This is a genomic window from Streptomyces sp. NPDC051684, from assembly GCF_044453445.1.
Lineage (GTDB): Bacteria > Actinomycetota > Actinomycetes > Streptomycetales > Streptomycetaceae > Streptomyces.
In genome coordinates this window covers 300265-314597 of sequence record NZ_JBITCS010000003.1, presented here as the reverse complement: position 1 = coordinate 314597, position 14333 = coordinate 300265, and the positions used below count along the sequence as shown (strand labels likewise).

Annotated in this window: 13 protein-coding genes; 3 read left to right on the top strand and 10 right to left on the bottom strand. The window is 72.8% G+C overall.

The genetic code is table 11. The annotated features are described in order from the left end of the window. Nucleotides 1-7 precede the first annotated feature (7 nt). Complete coding sequence (locus tag ACIA8D_RS05710) at nucleotides 8-364, top strand: hypothetical protein (RefSeq protein WP_399228974.1); 357 nt, start codon at nucleotides 8-10, stop codon at nucleotides 362-364. Nucleotides 365-421: 57 nt separating this feature from the next. Here the strand turns inward: ACIA8D_RS05710 and ACIA8D_RS05705 are convergent, their stop codons facing one another. The 7 genes from ACIA8D_RS05705 to pdhA all read right to left on the bottom strand — a co-directional run bounded on the left by ACIA8D_RS05705 (nucleotide 422) and on the right by pdhA (nucleotide 8735). Further along, nucleotides 422-1402, bottom strand: coding sequence for an NAD(P)H-quinone oxidoreductase (locus ACIA8D_RS05705; protein ID WP_399228971.1), 981 nt, complete (start codon nucleotides 1400-1402; stop codon nucleotides 422-424). Nucleotides 1403-1470: 68 nt separating this feature from the next. Beyond that, a complete protein-coding gene (locus ACIA8D_RS05700) occupies nucleotides 1471-2568 on the bottom strand; it encodes a potassium channel family protein (protein ID WP_399228970.1) in 1098 nt (365 codons plus the stop codon). Further along, nucleotides 2565-4160 (bottom strand): molybdopterin-binding protein, encoded by a 1596-nt coding sequence (locus ACIA8D_RS05695; protein ID WP_399228968.1) that lies wholly within the window; start codon nucleotides 4158-4160, stop codon nucleotides 2565-2567. Before ACIA8D_RS05695 ends, ACIA8D_RS05700 begins: the two co-directional genes overlap by 4 nt. Next, nucleotides 4157-5059, bottom strand: a complete 903-nt coding sequence (locus tag ACIA8D_RS05690) for an NTP transferase domain-containing protein (RefSeq protein ID WP_399228967.1) — start codon at nucleotides 5057-5059, stop codon at nucleotides 4157-4159. The genes ACIA8D_RS05695 and ACIA8D_RS05690 overlap by 4 nt, the downstream gene beginning before the upstream one ends. 81 nt (nucleotides 5060-5140) lie before the next feature. Continuing rightward, entirely contained in the window at nucleotides 5141-6571 is a 1431-nt protein-coding gene (locus ACIA8D_RS05685; protein WP_399228965.1) for a dihydrolipoamide acetyltransferase family protein, read from the bottom strand. Between the two features lie 14 nt (nucleotides 6572-6585). Then, on the bottom strand, nucleotides 6586-7596 hold the full coding sequence (locus tag ACIA8D_RS05680; protein ID WP_399228963.1) for an alpha-ketoacid dehydrogenase subunit beta: 1011 nt from the start codon (nucleotides 7594-7596) through the stop codon (nucleotides 6586-6588). Then, complete coding sequence (pdhA, locus tag ACIA8D_RS05675; protein ID WP_399228961.1) at nucleotides 7593-8735, bottom strand: pyruvate dehydrogenase (acetyl-transferring) E1 component subunit alpha; 1143 nt, start codon at nucleotides 8733-8735, stop codon at nucleotides 7593-7595. Before pdhA ends, ACIA8D_RS05680 begins: the two co-directional genes overlap by 4 nt. A 174-nt stretch (nucleotides 8736-8909) precedes the next feature. Here pdhA and ACIA8D_RS05670 point away from each other — a divergent pair, with 174 nt between their 5' ends. Beyond that, the gene (locus tag ACIA8D_RS05670; RefSeq protein ID WP_399228959.1) at nucleotides 8910-9410 is read left to right on the top strand and encodes an Lrp/AsnC family transcriptional regulator; all 501 of its coding nucleotides are present in this window, start codon (nucleotides 8910-8912) and stop codon (nucleotides 9408-9410) included. A 52-nt stretch (nucleotides 9411-9462) separates the two neighbouring features. On the opposite strand, the gene ACIA8D_RS05665 is transcribed toward ACIA8D_RS05670, so the two are convergent. Then, nucleotides 9463-10071 (bottom strand): TetR/AcrR family transcriptional regulator, encoded by a 609-nt coding sequence (locus ACIA8D_RS05665; RefSeq protein WP_399228957.1) that lies wholly within the window; start codon nucleotides 10069-10071, stop codon nucleotides 9463-9465. Beyond that, the gene (locus ACIA8D_RS05660) at nucleotides 10068-11576 is read right to left on the bottom strand and encodes a 3-hydroxyacyl-CoA dehydrogenase (protein WP_399228955.1); all 1509 of its coding nucleotides are present in this window, start codon (nucleotides 11574-11576) and stop codon (nucleotides 10068-10070) included. The genes ACIA8D_RS05665 and ACIA8D_RS05660 overlap by 4 nt, the downstream gene beginning before the upstream one ends. 228 nt (nucleotides 11577-11804) lie before the next feature. Between ACIA8D_RS05660 and paaN the strand changes: the two genes are divergently transcribed. After that, nucleotides 11805-13535: a phenylacetic acid degradation protein PaaN gene (gene paaN, locus ACIA8D_RS05655; protein ID WP_399228953.1), complete on the top strand. Its 1731-nt coding sequence runs from the start codon at nucleotides 11805-11807 to the stop codon at nucleotides 13533-13535. Here the strand turns inward: paaN and ACIA8D_RS05650 are convergent. Next, complete coding sequence (locus ACIA8D_RS05650) at nucleotides 13532-14323, bottom strand: TrmH family RNA methyltransferase (protein ID WP_399229111.1); 792 nt, start codon at nucleotides 14321-14323, stop codon at nucleotides 13532-13534. The two genes, paaN and ACIA8D_RS05650, sit on opposite strands and share 4 nt — an antisense overlap. Nucleotides 14324-14333 lie beyond the last annotated feature (10 nt).

Here is a 14333-nt window from a genome sequence, read left to right as displayed (position 1 = left end):
GCTTCTCTTGTCCGTGCCGCTTTTCCTGGTGGTGCCGGTGGTTCCGGCGTCGTCGGCCGCCCTGTCGTACGCCGCCGAGCCCTCGCCGCACGGGTCCCTCGCGGGGAGCCGGGCGGGGGTGGGCCGGACCCCGCCCGGGCGGGAGCTGCCCACACCGGACACCACCGGGGCCGTGCTGCCCCCGGCCGCCACCGAGCCCCCGCCGGCCGTGCCGCAGGAGCCGCGCCCCGAGCGGACCGCCCCCGAGCCGCAGGCCGTGGGCGAGCCCGGGCCCGGCCCCCTGGTGGACGTGCTGCCGCTGGGGGCGGGGCTGCTGCTCACGGGGCTCGGCATCGGGTTCCTGGCGCTGCGGCTGCGCCGGTGACGCGTAGCGGCTGCTCGTTGGTGAGCGAGCCTGCTACTCGTTGATGAACGGAGGCCGCTACTCGTTGGTGAGCAGGACCTTGCCGATGTGGCCCGACTCCTCCAGGACGCGGTGGCCCTGTGCGGCGTCGCTCATCGGCAGCGTGCGGTCCACGATCGGCCGCACATGGCCGCCCTCGACCAGCGGCCACACGTGCTCGCGCACGGCCGCGACGACCGCCGCCTTCTCGGCCGGCGGGCGGGCCCGCAGCGTGGTCGCGGTGATGGCGCCGCGCTTGCCGAGCAGCGTCGCGATGTTCAGCTCGCCCTTCACCCCGCCCTGCATGCCGATGATGGCGAGCCGGCCGCTGGTGGCGAGGGCGTCGACGTTGCGGTTCAGGTACTTGGCACCCATGTTGTCGAGGATGACGTCGGCGCCCGCCCCGTCCGTGGCGTTCTTGATCTCCTCCACGAAGTCCTGCTCGCGGTAGTTGATCAGGATGTCCGCGCCGAGCTCAGCGCAGAAGTCGAGCTTCTCCTTGGTGCCGGCCGTGACCGCGACCTTCGCACCGACCGCCTTCGCCAGCTGGATCGCCATGGTGCCGATGCCGCTGGAGCCGCCGTGCACGAGGAAGGTCTCGCCGGGCCGCAGGTGGGCGATCATGAAGACGTTGGACCAGACCGTGCAGGTCACCTCGGGCAGCGCGGCGGCCGTGGCCAGGTCGAGGCCCTTCGGCACCGGCAGGAGCTGGCCGGCCGGGACGGCCACCTTCTCCGCGTAGCCGCCGCCCACGAGCAGCCCGCACACCTCATCGCCGACCGACCAGCCGGTGACGCCGTCGCCGAGCGCGACGATCCGGCCGGCGCACTCCAGGCCGGGATAGGGGGAGGTGCCGGGCGGCGGGTTGTAGAAGCCCTGCCGCTGGAGCAGATCGGCGCGGTTGACGGCACTGGAGACCACCTCGACCAGGACCTCGCCCTCGCCGGGTACGGGGTCGGGGACCTCCGTCCAGACGAGCGCCTCGGGTCCGCCGGGTTCCGGGATCGTGATCGCATGCATGGCCGCGAGGCTACTCCCGAGGATCACTCGCGGGGAGGTGGCGTGGACACCGACTCGCGGCCGGGCTCTCAGCCGCGGGGCGTCGGCTTCATGTCCGGTGCCAGCTGGGTCCTCGGCGTGACACGGGTGATGGTGATGAGGCGGTCCGTCAGCTTGAGCGAGCCGACGGCCGAGTCGTCGTAGCCGAGGACCCGGTGGCCCCGGATGACGCTGACGACCAGGTCCTCCGTCTCCTTCGGCTGCAAACCGACCTCGGCCTTGGTGACCGGGCGCTCGACCAGATCGAGGCCGGAGCCCTTCTGGATGAGGTCCTCCATGACCATGCCCGCGTGCGGGCTGAGCACCGAGAGGCCGAGCAGCCGGCCCGCCGCACTGGCACTGGTGATGACCGCGTCGGCGCCGGACTGGCGCAGCAGCGGCGCGTTCTCCTCCTCGCGGACCGCGGCGACGATCTTCGCCCCACGGTTCAACTGCCGCGCGGTGAGCGTCACCAGGACCGCCGTGTCGTCGCGCTGCGTCGCGATGATGATCTTCCGCGCCCGTTGCACCTCGGCCTGCAAGAGGACCGAGCTGCGCGTGGCATCGCCCGTCACACCCGCGTATCCATGGGCGTTGGCGCTCTCGACGACCTTGGGGCTGGGGTCGACCACGACGACCTGCTCGGGCTTCAGTCCGCTCGCGCAGACGGTCTCCACGGCGCTGCGGCCCTTGGTGCCGAAGCCGACGACGACAGTGTGGTCACGCAAGGTGGACCTCCAGCGTTTCAGGCGCCATTCCTCCCGCGTCCGTTCGGTGAGGACTTCGAGCGTGGTGCCGACCAGGATGATCAGAAAGAGCACACGCAGCGGCGTGATGACGAAGATGTTGGTGAGCCGCGCCGCGTCACTGACCGGCGTGATGTCGCCGTATCCCGTGGTCGAGAGCGTGACGGTCGCGTAGTAGAACGAGTCGAGCAGATCGACCCGGCCATCGGAATTGTCGTTGTAGCCGTCGCTGTCGATCCACACGATGAGCGCGGTGACGACGAGCACCGTGAGCGCTATCAGCACGCGCCGGGCCACTTGGAGGAGCGGACGCTCGACGACCTGCCGGGGCAGTTTCACCCGGTAGGTCGCGGTCCGCTCTTCCTCTTGGCGTGCGATGGCGTCATCGCCGGCCAGTTTCACGTGAAACACCCTTCGTTTCCCGCCGGGTTGAGACCGGGCAGGCCGGGGTTCCACGACCATGGCAGGTCGAGAATCTCCACCTCCTGGCCTTGCTTGGCGCCGCCGGGCGGGATGACGGCGAGCCCATCGGCGGCTGCGATGCCGCGCAGCATGGCCGGACCGTTGTAGTGCAGGGGCACCGCCCACTCGTGCCCACTGCCGTCGTCCTGCCGCAGCACGATGGGGATGAGACGGGTGTCGTGGGGGTGGCCGGGCGCGGGGGCGTGCAAGGGAGCGGTGTACGCGTCCGCGTTCGGGCCCTCGTCCAACTGCCGACGCCCGTCGTGGACTTGGCGCTGCGCGGACGTGTGCGTCTGGTCCTGTGCGCGGCCCGAGAGCACTCGCAGCAGCGGCTCGGCGAGCGTGAGCAGGCCGGAGACGGCGGCCAGCGGGTTGCCGGGGAGCCCGACGAGGTGCTGCCCCTCCTTGAGGCGGGCCAGCAGCATCGGGTGGCCAGGGCGGACGGCCACCCCGTCGACGAGGAGTTCGGCGTCGAGCGCGCGCAGCGTGGCGTGCACGTGGTCGACGGGCCCGGACGCGGTGCCGCCGGTGGTCACGACCAGGTCGGCGCTTGCCTCGCGCACCGCTTTGAGCAGCGCCTTCGCGTCGTCGCCGAGCCTGCGCACGGCGGTCACCTCGACGCCGAGCGCGCGCAGCCAGTGCGGGAGCATCGGGCCGAGCGCGTCCCGGATGAGGCCCTCGCGGGGGAGGCCCGCGGTGAGCAACTCGTCGCCGAGGATCAGGACTTCGACCTTCGGTCGCGGGACGACGGTCAGGGTGTCGTAGCCCGCGGCGGCGGCGAGGCCGAGGACGGCCGGGGTGACCAGCGCGCCCGCGGGCAGCAGCAGGTCGCCGCTGCGGCACTCCTGGCCGCGCGGGCGGATGTCCTGGCCGTGGGCGACCGCGCGCAGCGGGTGCAGCTGGCCGCCCGCGTCGATGTGGCCGTGCTCGCTGCGGATGACGGCCGTGGCGTCCGGGGGGACGCGGGCGCCGGTCGCGATCGCCGCTGCCTCTCCGTCGGCCAGCGGGGCGGGCGCTTCGTGCCCGGCGAGCAGTCCTTCGCCGGCGACGGCCCAGGGGCCCGGGCCCGCGACGACCCAGCCGTCCATCGCCGAGGTGTCGAAGGAGGGCAGGTCCGTCAGGGCGGTCAGCGGGGCGGCGAGGACCAGGCCGAGCGCCTGGTCGAGCGGAACGCCGGTCGCCCCGCGGGGGCCGCGCTCGGCGCGTGCGGCGGTGCGCCGGGCAGCGGGCCAGGAGGTCGCGGCGTGCCGGGGTTCGGGGCGGGGCGGCGGGGTGGAGGCGCCCGAGGACGTGGGGGCCTCCGAGGCGTTCGGGGTGGCCGGATCGGGGTGTCGGCCGCCGGCCGCGGTGTCGGCCCGGTCGCCGCTGGGGCGGTCATCGCCGGGACGGTTGCCGCCGGGACGGGCGTCGCGGGGCCGGTTGCCGCTGGGGCGGTTGTCGTTCGCCAGGGCGAGGGCCTCGTCCACGTCGACGTCCATCGGGTCGACGTCCACCGGGGCGGCCTGCGTGGACCGCCCGTTGGGGGCGCTCATCCCGCGTCCGGCGAGGCGGCGTCGCCCGGTTCGGCTCCGGTTCCCTGCTGGGAATCGGCCTCCTGTGCCCAGCGGTTCGCAAGCTCGGCCGCCTTCGCCGCGGCGGACGCCACGGCTTCGGGGCCGCCTCCCGCCTGCGCCGCCGCGTATCCCACGAGGAACGTCGTCAACGGCGCCGCGGGACGCGCGACGCCGTGCGCGGCATCACGGGCGAGGTCGAGCAGGACGCCCGTGTCGACGTCCAGGTCGATGCCCAGTTCGTTCTTGGCTGCGGTGATCCATTCGTCAAGCACTCGTCCATGCTCCCTGATGCGTGACCGGGCGGCGGCGATGTCGTCCCAGGTGTCGCAGTCGAACGACGCGACGGGGTCGGTGATGCGGGTGAGGCTGAGACTACGGGTGAGCAGACGCAGCGGCAGGCCGTCGAGGTCACCGTGTTCGGCCTTGAGTTCGCCGAGTACCCGGCGCAGCGCCGCGGACCGGTAGGCGGCGACGAGCGGCTGGTCCCGGCCGTCCCCGTCGGCCAGCAGGGCGCCGTCGGCCGGATCGCCCTCCAGGGCATCGAGGAGTCGTCGTACGGTCGGCTCCCCCAGGAACGGCAGATCGGCGGAGAGCACGAGAACGCTCTCCGCCGTCGGGTCCTCTGCTGCCTCGAGGCCGCGGATCCCCGCCTCGAGGGCGGCGAGCGGCCCACCGCCCGGCGGCTCCTCGCGGGCCCATACGACGGGGCGCACGGTGCGGCGCGGCGCCGCGACCACCACGGTGGAGCGGGCCCCGGCGCACGCGTGCAGGACGCGGTCGAGCAGCGCGCGGCCGCCGACCCGCACCCCGGGCTTGTCAGCGCCGCCGAGCCGGCGCGCGCCGCCCCCGGCGAGGACGACGACGTCGTACGCGTTCATCCCCCGAGTATGGGCGCACGGTCGATCATTGCCACCGGGCGGGCGGGCATTCCTTGCCATCCGGCCCGGCGGCCCAAGGGGTCACAGGGTGCGCAGCAGCACCGCCGGTTGTTCCACGCAGTCCGCGACGTACCGCAGGAAGCCGCCCGCCGTGCCGCCGTCGCACACCCGGTGGTCGAAGGTGAGCGACAGCTGGACGACCTGGCGGACCGCCAACTCCCCTTCGCGCACCCAGGGCTTGGCGGCGATGCGGCCGACGCCGAGCATGGCCGCCTCGGGGTGGTTGATGATCGGCGTGGAGCCGTCGACGCCGAACACCCCGTAGTTGTTCAACGTGAAGGTGCCGCCGGTGAGCTGCGCGGGGGACAGCGTCCCGGACCGCGCGGCCTCGGTGAGCCGGGCGAACTCGGCGCTCAGCGATTCGGCACCGCGCGCGTGGGCGTCGCGCACGACGGGCACGACCAGGCCCCGCTCGGTCTGCGCGGCGAACCCGAGGTGCACCTCGTCGAGCCGGACGATCTCGCGCCGCTCGGTGTCGACCGTGGCGTTCAGCTCCGGGTAGCGGGCCAGGGCCGCGGTGCAGATGCGGGCGAGGAGCGCGAGCACGGAGATCTTGGGACCCGCGGAGGGGCCGGTCGCGGAATTCATCGCCACGCGCGCGTGCATCAGTTCCGTGGCATCGGCGTCCACCCAGCAGGTCGCGTCGGGTATCTCGCGCCGGCTGCGGGACAGCTTGTCGGCCACGGCGCCGCGAATGCCGCGCAAGGGGGTGCGGTGCTCCTGCCGGACGGGGGCGGGGGCCCCGGCCGGCGCGGGGGCGGCGGGCGCCTCGGCGACGGCGTCCGCCGTGCTCAGCGCGGTCGCCGCCTTCGCTGCCTTCGCCGCCTCTTCTACGTCTCCCCTGAGGATGAGCCCGTCGGGCCCCGACCCGGTCAGCTCCCTGAGGTCCACACCGTGGTCGCGGGCGAGCTTGCGGACGAGCGGGGAGATCACGGGCACGGGGGCCTGGGCGCGCGGGGCGCTCTCCGGTGCGGCGGGCACGCTGTTCAGCGGGGCGGGCCACACCCGCCTGCGCCGGGTCGGCGCGGCGGCCGTGCCGTATCCCACCAGCACGTTCCCGGAGCCCTCGGCCTTCTCCGCCTGCTGCGCCTTCTGCACCTTCTCAGGGGCTGACTGTCGCGCATCCTGGTGCGCCTTCACGGGCTCCTCAGTCGCGTCCGACGACCGTGCGGGAACGTCCGAGAGCGGCACGTCCGAAGCCGACCGCGCGCCCACGGCCACCATCAAGAGCGGCGCCCCGACCGGCAGTTCGCTGCCCTCGTCGCCGAAGCGGGCCGTGACCACACCCCCGTACGGGCACGGCACCTCGACCATCGCCTTGGCCGTCTCCACCTCGACGACGGGCTGGTCGACGGCGACCACGTCGCCGACCCCCACCAGCCACTGCACGATCTCCGCCTCGGTGAGACCCTCCCCGAGGTCGGGCAGCTTGAACTCGAGCACCTGCGCCATTACCCCACCGTCCCTCACTGATCCCATTGCAGCCGCGCCACCGCGTCCAGCACCCGGTCCACTCCGGGCAGATGGTGCCGCTCCAGCATGGGCGGCGGATACGGAATGTCGAAACCGGCCACCCGCAGCACCGGTGCCTCCAAGTGGTGGAAGCAGCGCTCCGTCACGCGCGCGGCGATCTCCCCGCCGGGCCCGCCGAAACCGCCCGACTCGTGCACGACGACCGCGCGTCCCGTGCGCCGGACGGATTCGGCGACCGTCGCGTCGTCGAACGGCACCAGCGAGCGCAGGTCGACCACTTCAAGATCCCACCCCTCCCCCCGGGCCACCTCGGCCGCCTCCAGGCAGACGGGGACGGACGGCCCGTACGTGAGCAGCGTGGCACTGGTGCCGGGTCGGCGAACCACTGCCGTACCTATCGGAAGAACGTCTTCCGGAGCCTCCGGGTTCCACGAATCCTTCGTCCAGTAAAGGCGCTTGGGCTCCAGGAAGACGACCGGGTCGTCGGAGGCGATGGACTGCCGGAGCAGCCCGTACGCGTCCGCGACGGTGGCCGGCGTGACGACGGTGAGGCCCGGCGTCGCCATGTAGTAGGCCTCGGAGGAGTCGCTGTGGTGCTCCACGCCGCCGATCCCGCCGCCGTACGGCACCCGCACGGTGATGGGCAGCGGCATGGCGCCGCGCGTGCGGTTGCGCATCCGCGCGACGTGCGAGATCAGCTGCTCGAAGGCGGGGTAGGCGAACGCGTCGAACTGCATCTCCACGACGGGCCGCAGTCCGTACATCGCCATGCCCACGGCGGAGCCGAGGATGCCCGCCTCGGCGAGCGGGGTGTCCGTGCAGCGGTCCTCGCCGAACTCCTTGGCGAGCCCGTCGGTGATCCGGAAGACACCGCCCAGGGTGCCCACGTCCTCGCCCATGACGTGCACGGACGGGTCCTCGGCCATGGAGTCGCGCAGCGCGCGGCCGAGGGCCTGCGCCATGGTGGCGGGCTTGGTCTTCGGTGGCCGGGCCACTGTGGTCATGCCTGGTCCCCTTCTGCCTCTGCGTCGAGCTCGGCCCGCAGCAGCGCGGCCTGCTCCCTCAGTTGCGGGGTCTGCTCGGCGTACACGTCGCCGAACAGGTCCATCGGGTCGAGCGCGGGGTCCTGGTTCATGCGCGCGCGCAGCTCGGCCGCCTGTTCCTCCGCGCCGTCGCGCACGGCCTGGATGCCGTCCTCGTCGATGAGCCCGCGTCCGGTCAATTCCCGCTCCAGGAGCAGGACCGGGTCGTGCGCGCGCCACATCTCGACCTCGGCGTCGCTGCGGTAGCGGGTCGCGTCGTCGGCGTTCGTGTGCGCGTCCATCCGGTAGGTGACGGCCTCGACGAGCGTCGGACCACCGCCCCCGCGCGCGCGGGCGACGGCGTCGCCGAGCACCTCGTGCAGCGCCGCCGCGTCGTTCCCGTCGACCAGGCGGCCCGGCATCCCGTACCCGACGGCCTTGTGGGCCAGGGACGGCGCCGCGGTCTGCTTGGCCAGCGGCACGGAGATGGCGAACCCGTTGTTCTGCACGAGGAAGACGACCGGCGCCTGCCACACGGCGGCGAAGTTCAGCGCCTCGTGGAAGTCGCCCTCACTGGTGCCGCCGTCGCCGACCATGGCGAGCGCCACCACGTCGTCGCCCTTCAGTTGCACGGCGTGTGCGAGGCCCACGGCGTGCGGGAGCTGGGTCGCGAGCGGGGTGCACAACGGCGCGATGCGGTGCTCGCGCGGGTCGTACCCGGTGTGCCAGTCGCCGCGCAGCAGGGTCAGTGCCTGTACGGGGTCGAGGCCGCGGGCGACGGCGGCGAGGGTGTCGCGGTAGCTGGGAAAGAGCCAGTCCCGCTCCTCCAGGACCAGCGCGGCGGCGACCTCCGCGGCCTCCTGGCCGGTCGTCGAGGGGTACACGGCGAGCCGGCCCTGCTTGGTCAGCGCCGTCGCCTGCGTGTTGTACCTGCGGCCGCGCACCACCTCCGCGTACAGGCGGCGCAGCAGTTCGGGGTCGACGCGGGCGGCCGCGTCCGTGCCGAGGACCCGGTGGGGCTCGGGGTCGGGCAGCAGCGGCGCGGGATCCGTGCGGGGCTGCCAGGCCGGCGGCGGGACGGGCCTGCCCTCTCTCGCGGCCCGCTGGTCCATGACCGTCATGACGACACCTCCTCGTGGGAGCGGCTCGGACGGCGCGTCGGGTGTGATGCGCCTCACCTACCGATTGTTCGGTCGACGGCACATTTTGGCTACAGGCACCTCCAGGCTGTGGACAATCGGTTCTCCACAGCCTGAGATGAACGCAGTACGTCCATGGTAAGGAGGCGGGGGCGGATGGCATCTGAACAAATGGCCGAGGGCTCGGGGAGCCCGGTGCCCGACCCCGCGGCCCGCCCGCTGGACGCCATCGACCGGGACATCCTTCAGCTGCTGTTGAAGGACGGGCGCGCGTCGATACGCTCCGTCGCCGATCAGGTCCATGTGTCCCGGGCGAACGCCTACGCGCGGATCAATCGCCTCATCGAGGACCGCGTGATCCGCGGCTTCGGCGCCCGCGTCAACCACGAGCGGGCGGGCCAGGGCGCCTCCGCCTACATCACCCTCAAGATCGTCCAGAACACCTGGCGGACCGTGCGCGAGCAGTTGCGCCGGCTGCCGGAGGCCTCGCACATCGCGCTGGTCAGCGGCGATTTCGACGTCCTGATCCTGGTGCACACGGAGGACAACAGGGCGCTGCGCGAGCTGGTCCTCACCAAGCTCCAGTCCATCCCCGAGGTGCTGAGCACGCGGACCCTGCTGGTCTTCGAGGAGGAGGACCTGGAGCCGGACTCCTGAGGCCCTCCAAGGGCCCTCTGAGGGCCTCTCAGGGACCCCGGGTAGCCCGGGGTCAGCCGGCCTTGCGCAGCCCCTGGAAGACCAGCTCGACCACGGCGTCCGCCACTTCGCGGTCGCCGAGCCCGCCGCCGTCCGGCCGGTACCACTCCACCAACGAATTGATCATGCCGAAGACGAGCCGCGTGGCGAGCCGCACCTCGATGTCGCCGCGCACGTCCCCGTCGGCCGCCGCCGCCCTGAGCAGCTGGGCGACCTGGTGGTCGAACTCCCTGCGCCGCTCCATCGCCCACCGCTCGGTGTCGGTGTTGCCCCGCACCCGCAACAGGAGCGTCACGTAGGGCAGTTCACCGGTGAGCACCTCGACCATGCGCCGCGTGACGTGCTCCAGGCGCTCGATGGCGCGGCCCTCGCGCGCGGGCTGCTCGTCGAGGATCCCGAAGAGGCCGTCGAGCGCGCGGCTCACGGCGCGGCGCAGCAACTCCTCCTTGCCCGCCACATGGTGGTAGATCGACGACTTGGAGATGCCGGCCGCCTTGGAGAGGTGCTCCATGGACGTGCCGTCGTAGCCGCGTTCGTTGAAGACGGTGACCGCGACGGCGAGCAGGCTGTCGGGCGTGTAGGTGTCACGGCGCGCAGCCGTGTCCCGTCGTGCGGTGGTCATGCGGAGCCCTCCCACTTCTTGGGGGTGTACGAGTGCCGGAAGAGGGCCAGGGACGGCGCGTGCCGCCCCGAGGGGTCGCGTTCGTGCAGTTCCTCGAGCAGCCCGCAGGCCCAGCCGCGACCGAGCCTGCGATTCCACTCCAGGGGCCCCAGCGGGTAGTTGACGCCCAGGCGCATCGCGGTGTCGATGTCGCCCTCGGTGGCCACCCCGCGCGCGAGGGCGTCGTGCGCCAGGTCGACGATCCGTGCCACGGTGCGGGCGACGATCATGCCGGGCACGTCGCCGATGACGCTGACGTCCTTGCCGAGCGCCTGGAACAGGCCGACGGCCTCCCTCAGGGTGCGCGGATTGCCCTCCTGGCAGGTGGCCAGGGCGATGCGGGTGGCCTTGCGGTAGTCGAGGGCGAGATCGAAGTAGACGACGTCGCGGAACTCGACGGACGTCTGGCCGTCCGCCTGCACGAGCTGCCCGCCACTGGGCAGCACGATGCGCGTGCCCTTGTCCTCGTCCTCCTGGACGATCTCGATGCCCGCCTCGCGCATCATCGGGATCAGCTCGCCCGCGGACTCCAGGTCGCCCTCGACGGTCACGCGCGCGGGGGGCGCGGCAGGACCCGCGGTGTGCGGCTCGGGACGGTCGGCGTCCTCCCCGTACGCGTACCAGCCCTGGCCCGACTTGCGGCCCAGGCGACCGGCCTCCACCAGGCGGCGCTGGGCCAGCGAGGGCCGGAACTTCGCGTCCTGGAAGAAGCCCTCCCACACGGAACGCGTCACGGCCTCGTTGACGTCCTGCCCGATCAAGTCGGTGAGCTCGAAGGGCCCCATCCTGAAGCCGCCGCTCTCGCGCAGCACGGCGTCGATGGTGGCGGGGTCGGCGCCCTGCTCCTCGTACACCGCGAACGCCTCGGCGTAGAAGGGCCGCGCGATCCGGTTCACCAGGAAGCCGGGGGTGTCCGCGCAGGCCACCGGGGTCTTGCCCCAGGTGCGGGCGGTCTCGTACGCGCGCGTGGCCGCGGTGACGTCGGTGGCGGCGCCGGAGACGACCTCCACCAGCGGCATCAGGGGAGCCGGGTTGAAGAAGTGCAGCCCCACGAAGCGGCCCGGCCGGCGCAGTGCGCCGCCGATCGCCGTCACGGACAGCGACGAGGTGTTGGTCGCGAGCAGGCAGTCCTCCGCGACGACGTCCTCCAGTTCGCGGAACAGGTCCTGTTTGGCGTCGAGGCGCTCCAGGACGGCCTCGACGACGAGCGTCGCGGGCGCCAACTCGCCGATGGTCTGCGCGGGTTCGAGCCGGTCGACCGCGGCCGCCCGCTCCCCGGCGTCCATGCGGCCCTTCTCGACGAGCCGGTCGAGGCGTGCGGCGATCTCCTCCGCGGCGCTCCTCGCCCGCCCCGGCACGGCGTCGTACAGCCGGACAGGATGCCCCGCGACCAGGGCGACCTGGGCGATGCCCTGTCCCATGGTGCCGGTGCCCACCACGCCGACGAGGCGGTCATGTGCTGTCATGCACGTGATCCTCCCGTACCTCGTCCCGCCATGGGGGTCCGGGGCTCACGGAGTCGATTTCCCCCGGGTTTTCCACAGCTTTTCCGCACCCTCTTGTCCCGACCGATCGTTCGGTTACTCTAACTCTGTTGGTTCGTTCCTGCCCAGCCCAGCCTGCACAGATCCGTCCAGTCCCGCCCAGCTCGCCGGCTCGACGAGGAGCCGCAGCCCAGGAGGAGTTGGTCTCCCATGGCCGCCGCCGCACTCACCGCGCACGACCTGATCGCCAAGCACCGGCCGATGCTCGACCAGACGCTGGAGACGATCCGTACGCGCGCGTACTGGTCCCCGCACCCCGAGCACCCGAAGGCGTACGGGGAGTCCGCCGAGAACGGCAGCCTGGGCATGCCCGAGGGCAAGGCCGCCTTCGACGCCCTGCTCGGCACCCGCCTCGACCTCGGCCAGCCCGGCACGGACGACTTCGTGGGCGGTGAAGTGTCGCCTTACGGGATCGAGTTGGGCGTCACGTATCCGCACGCCGACATCGATGTGCTGCTGCCTGCCATGCGCGCGGGCATGCGCGCGTGGCGCGAGGCGGGCGCCGAGGTGCGCGCGGTGACGTGCCTGGAGATCCTGGCCCGGATCAGCGCGCGGACGCACGAGTTCGCGCACGCGGTCATGCACACCAGCGGTCAGGCCTTCATGATGGCGTTCCAGGCGGGCGGCCCGCACGCGCAGGACCGCGGCCTGGAGGCGGTGGCGTACGCGTACGTGGAGCAGGTGCGGACCCCGGACGCGGCGGCGTGGTCCAAGCCCCAGGGCAAGCGCGATCCCCTGGTCCTGAACAAGGAGTTCACGCCGGTGGCGCGCGGCATCTCGCTGCTGGTCGGCTGCAACACGTTCCCCACGTGGAACGGGTATCCCGGTCTGTTCGCCTCCCTGGCCACCGGCAACCCGGTCCTGGTGAAGCCGCACCCGCGCGCGGTGCTGCCCCTCGCGCTCACCGTGCAGGTGGCGCGCGAGGTCCTCGCCGAGGTGGGCTTCGACCCGAACCTGGTGGCGCTGGCCGCCGAGCGGCCCGGGGAGGGCATCGCCAAGACCCTGGCCGTACGCCCAGAGGTCCGGATCATCGACTACACGGGGTCCACGGCCTTCGGCGACTGGCTGGAGACGAACGCCCGGCAGGCCCAGGTCCACACGGAGAAGGCCGGCGTCAACACGGTCGTCATCGACTCGACGGACAACTACAAGGGCATGCTGGCGAACCTGGCGTTCTCGCTGTCCCTGTACAGCGGCCAGATGTGCACCACGCCGCAGAACCTCCTGGTGCCGCGCGAGGGCATCGGCACGGACGAGGGACCGAAGTCGTACGACGAGGTGGTGGCCGACCTCGCGAAGTCGGTCGGCGGCCTGCTCGGCGACGACGCCCGGGCGAACGGTCTCCTTGGCGCGCTGGTCAACCCGGACGTGAAGGCCCGCCTCGACGCGGCCCCCGGCATCGGCGAGGTCGCGCTGCCCTCGCGGGAGATCAGCAACCCGGACTTCCCGGACGCCGTCGTCCGTACGCCGGTGATCGTGAAGCTGGACGGGGCGCGGAAATACTGGGAGGGGGCGGATGCCGAGACCGCCTACATGAGCGAGTGCTTCGGCCCGGTCTCCTTCGCGGTCTCCGTCGACTCGACCGGCGACGCGGTGGACCTCCTGCGCCGCACCGTGCGCGAGAAGGGCGCCATGACGGTCGGCGCGTACACCACCTCCGAAGCGGTGGCGCAGGCCGTCGAGGACGTCTGCCTGGAGGAGTGCGCGCAGCTCTCGCTCAACCTGACGGGCGGCGTGTACGTGAACCAGACGGCGGCGTTCTCCGACTTCCACGGCTCGGGCGGCAACCCCGCGGCGAACGCGGCACTGTGCGACGGCGCCTTCGTAGCGAACCGCTTCCGGGTGGTGGAGGTACGGCGCGAGGCCGCCCAGGTTCACTAAGGGGCGTGCGTGCTGTGCGCGCTCCAGTGGAAGAGCGTCATGCCGACGCTGGTGGCCAGGTTGTAGCTGGAGACCTGGGGCCGCATCGGCAGTGACACCAACTGGTCGGCACGCGCGCGCAGTTCGGCCGACAGGCCGCTGCGCTCGGACCCGAAGGCCAGCAGGGCGTCGTCGGGCAGCTTCAGCCCGCGGATGTCCGCGCCTTCGGGGTCGAGCGCGTACAGCGGCCCGCTCGGCAGTTCCTCGACCGCGAGCCGCTCCACCGCGGTCGCGAAGTGCAGCCCGGCCCCGCCCCGTACGACGGTGGGGTGCCAGGGGTCGAGGTCACCCGTGGTGACGACCCCGGTGGCGCCGTAGCCGGCGGCCAGGCGGATCACGGCGCCCGCGTTGCCGAGGTTGCGCGGGTTGTCGAGCACGACGACGGGCGTGGTGCGCGCCTGGCGCCCGAGGGCGGCGAGGTTGTCGGCCCGCGCGGGGCGCCCGGCGAGCGCGGCGACCTCGGTGGGGTGCAGCCGCGGCACGAGCCCCCGCAGCACCTCGTCCGGAACCTCCACGAGGAGCCGCGCCAGGTCCCGTACGACATCGGGGGCGAGCTCGTCGGCCAGGGCGAGCGCGGCCGCCCGGTCGACGGCGAGCGCGACCGGGACGTCGGCGCCGAAGCGTACAGCGTGCTTGAGGGCGTGGAACCCGTCCAGCAGCACCGCGGAGTCCGCGAGCCGCCGCCACGTACGCACGGGGTCCTCGGCGGTTCCCGCGCCGTGTGGGCCGCCGGGCCGCTCGTCCCACATGCCGTCCGCG

Bases quoted from the DNA above. Each gene is read 5' to 3' on its own strand.
- ACIA8D_RS05705 (WP_399228971.1), bottom strand. From the start codon at position 1,402: ATGCATGCGATCACGATCCCGGAACCCGGCGGACCCGAGGCGCTCGTC.
- ACIA8D_RS05695 (WP_399228968.1), bottom strand. From the start codon at position 4,160: ATGAGCGCCCCCAACGGGCGGTCCACGCAGGCCGCCCCGGTGGACGTC.
- ACIA8D_RS05690 (WP_399228967.1), bottom strand. From the start codon at position 5,059: ATGAACGCGTACGACGTCGTCGTCCTCGCCGGGGGCGGCGCGCGCCGG.
- ACIA8D_RS05685 (WP_399228965.1), bottom strand. From the start codon at position 6,571: ATGGCGCAGGTGCTCGAGTTCAAGCTGCCCGACCTCGGGGAGGGTCTC.
- ACIA8D_RS05680 (WP_399228963.1), bottom strand. From the start codon at position 7,596: ATGACCACAGTGGCCCGGCCACCGAAGACCAAGCCCGCCACCATGGCG.
- pdhA (WP_399228961.1), bottom strand. From the start codon at position 8,735: ATGACGGTCATGGACCAGCGGGCCGCGAGAGAGGGCAGGCCCGTCCCG.
- ACIA8D_RS05670 (WP_399228959.1), top strand. From the start codon at position 8,910: ATGGCATCTGAACAAATGGCCGAGGGCTCGGGGAGCCCGGTGCCCGAC.
- ACIA8D_RS05665 (WP_399228957.1), bottom strand. From the start codon at position 10,071: ATGACCACCGCACGACGGGACACGGCTGCGCGCCGTGACACCTACACG.
- ACIA8D_RS05660 (WP_399228955.1), bottom strand. From the start codon at position 11,576: ATGACAGCACATGACCGCCTCGTCGGCGTGGTGGGCACCGGCACCATG.
- paaN (WP_399228953.1), top strand. From the start codon at position 11,805: ATGGCCGCCGCCGCACTCACCGCGCACGACCTGATCGCCAAGCACCGG.
- ACIA8D_RS05650 (WP_399229111.1), bottom strand. From the start codon at position 14,323: ATGTGGGACGAGCGGCCCGGCGGCCCACACGGCGCGGGAACCGCCGAG.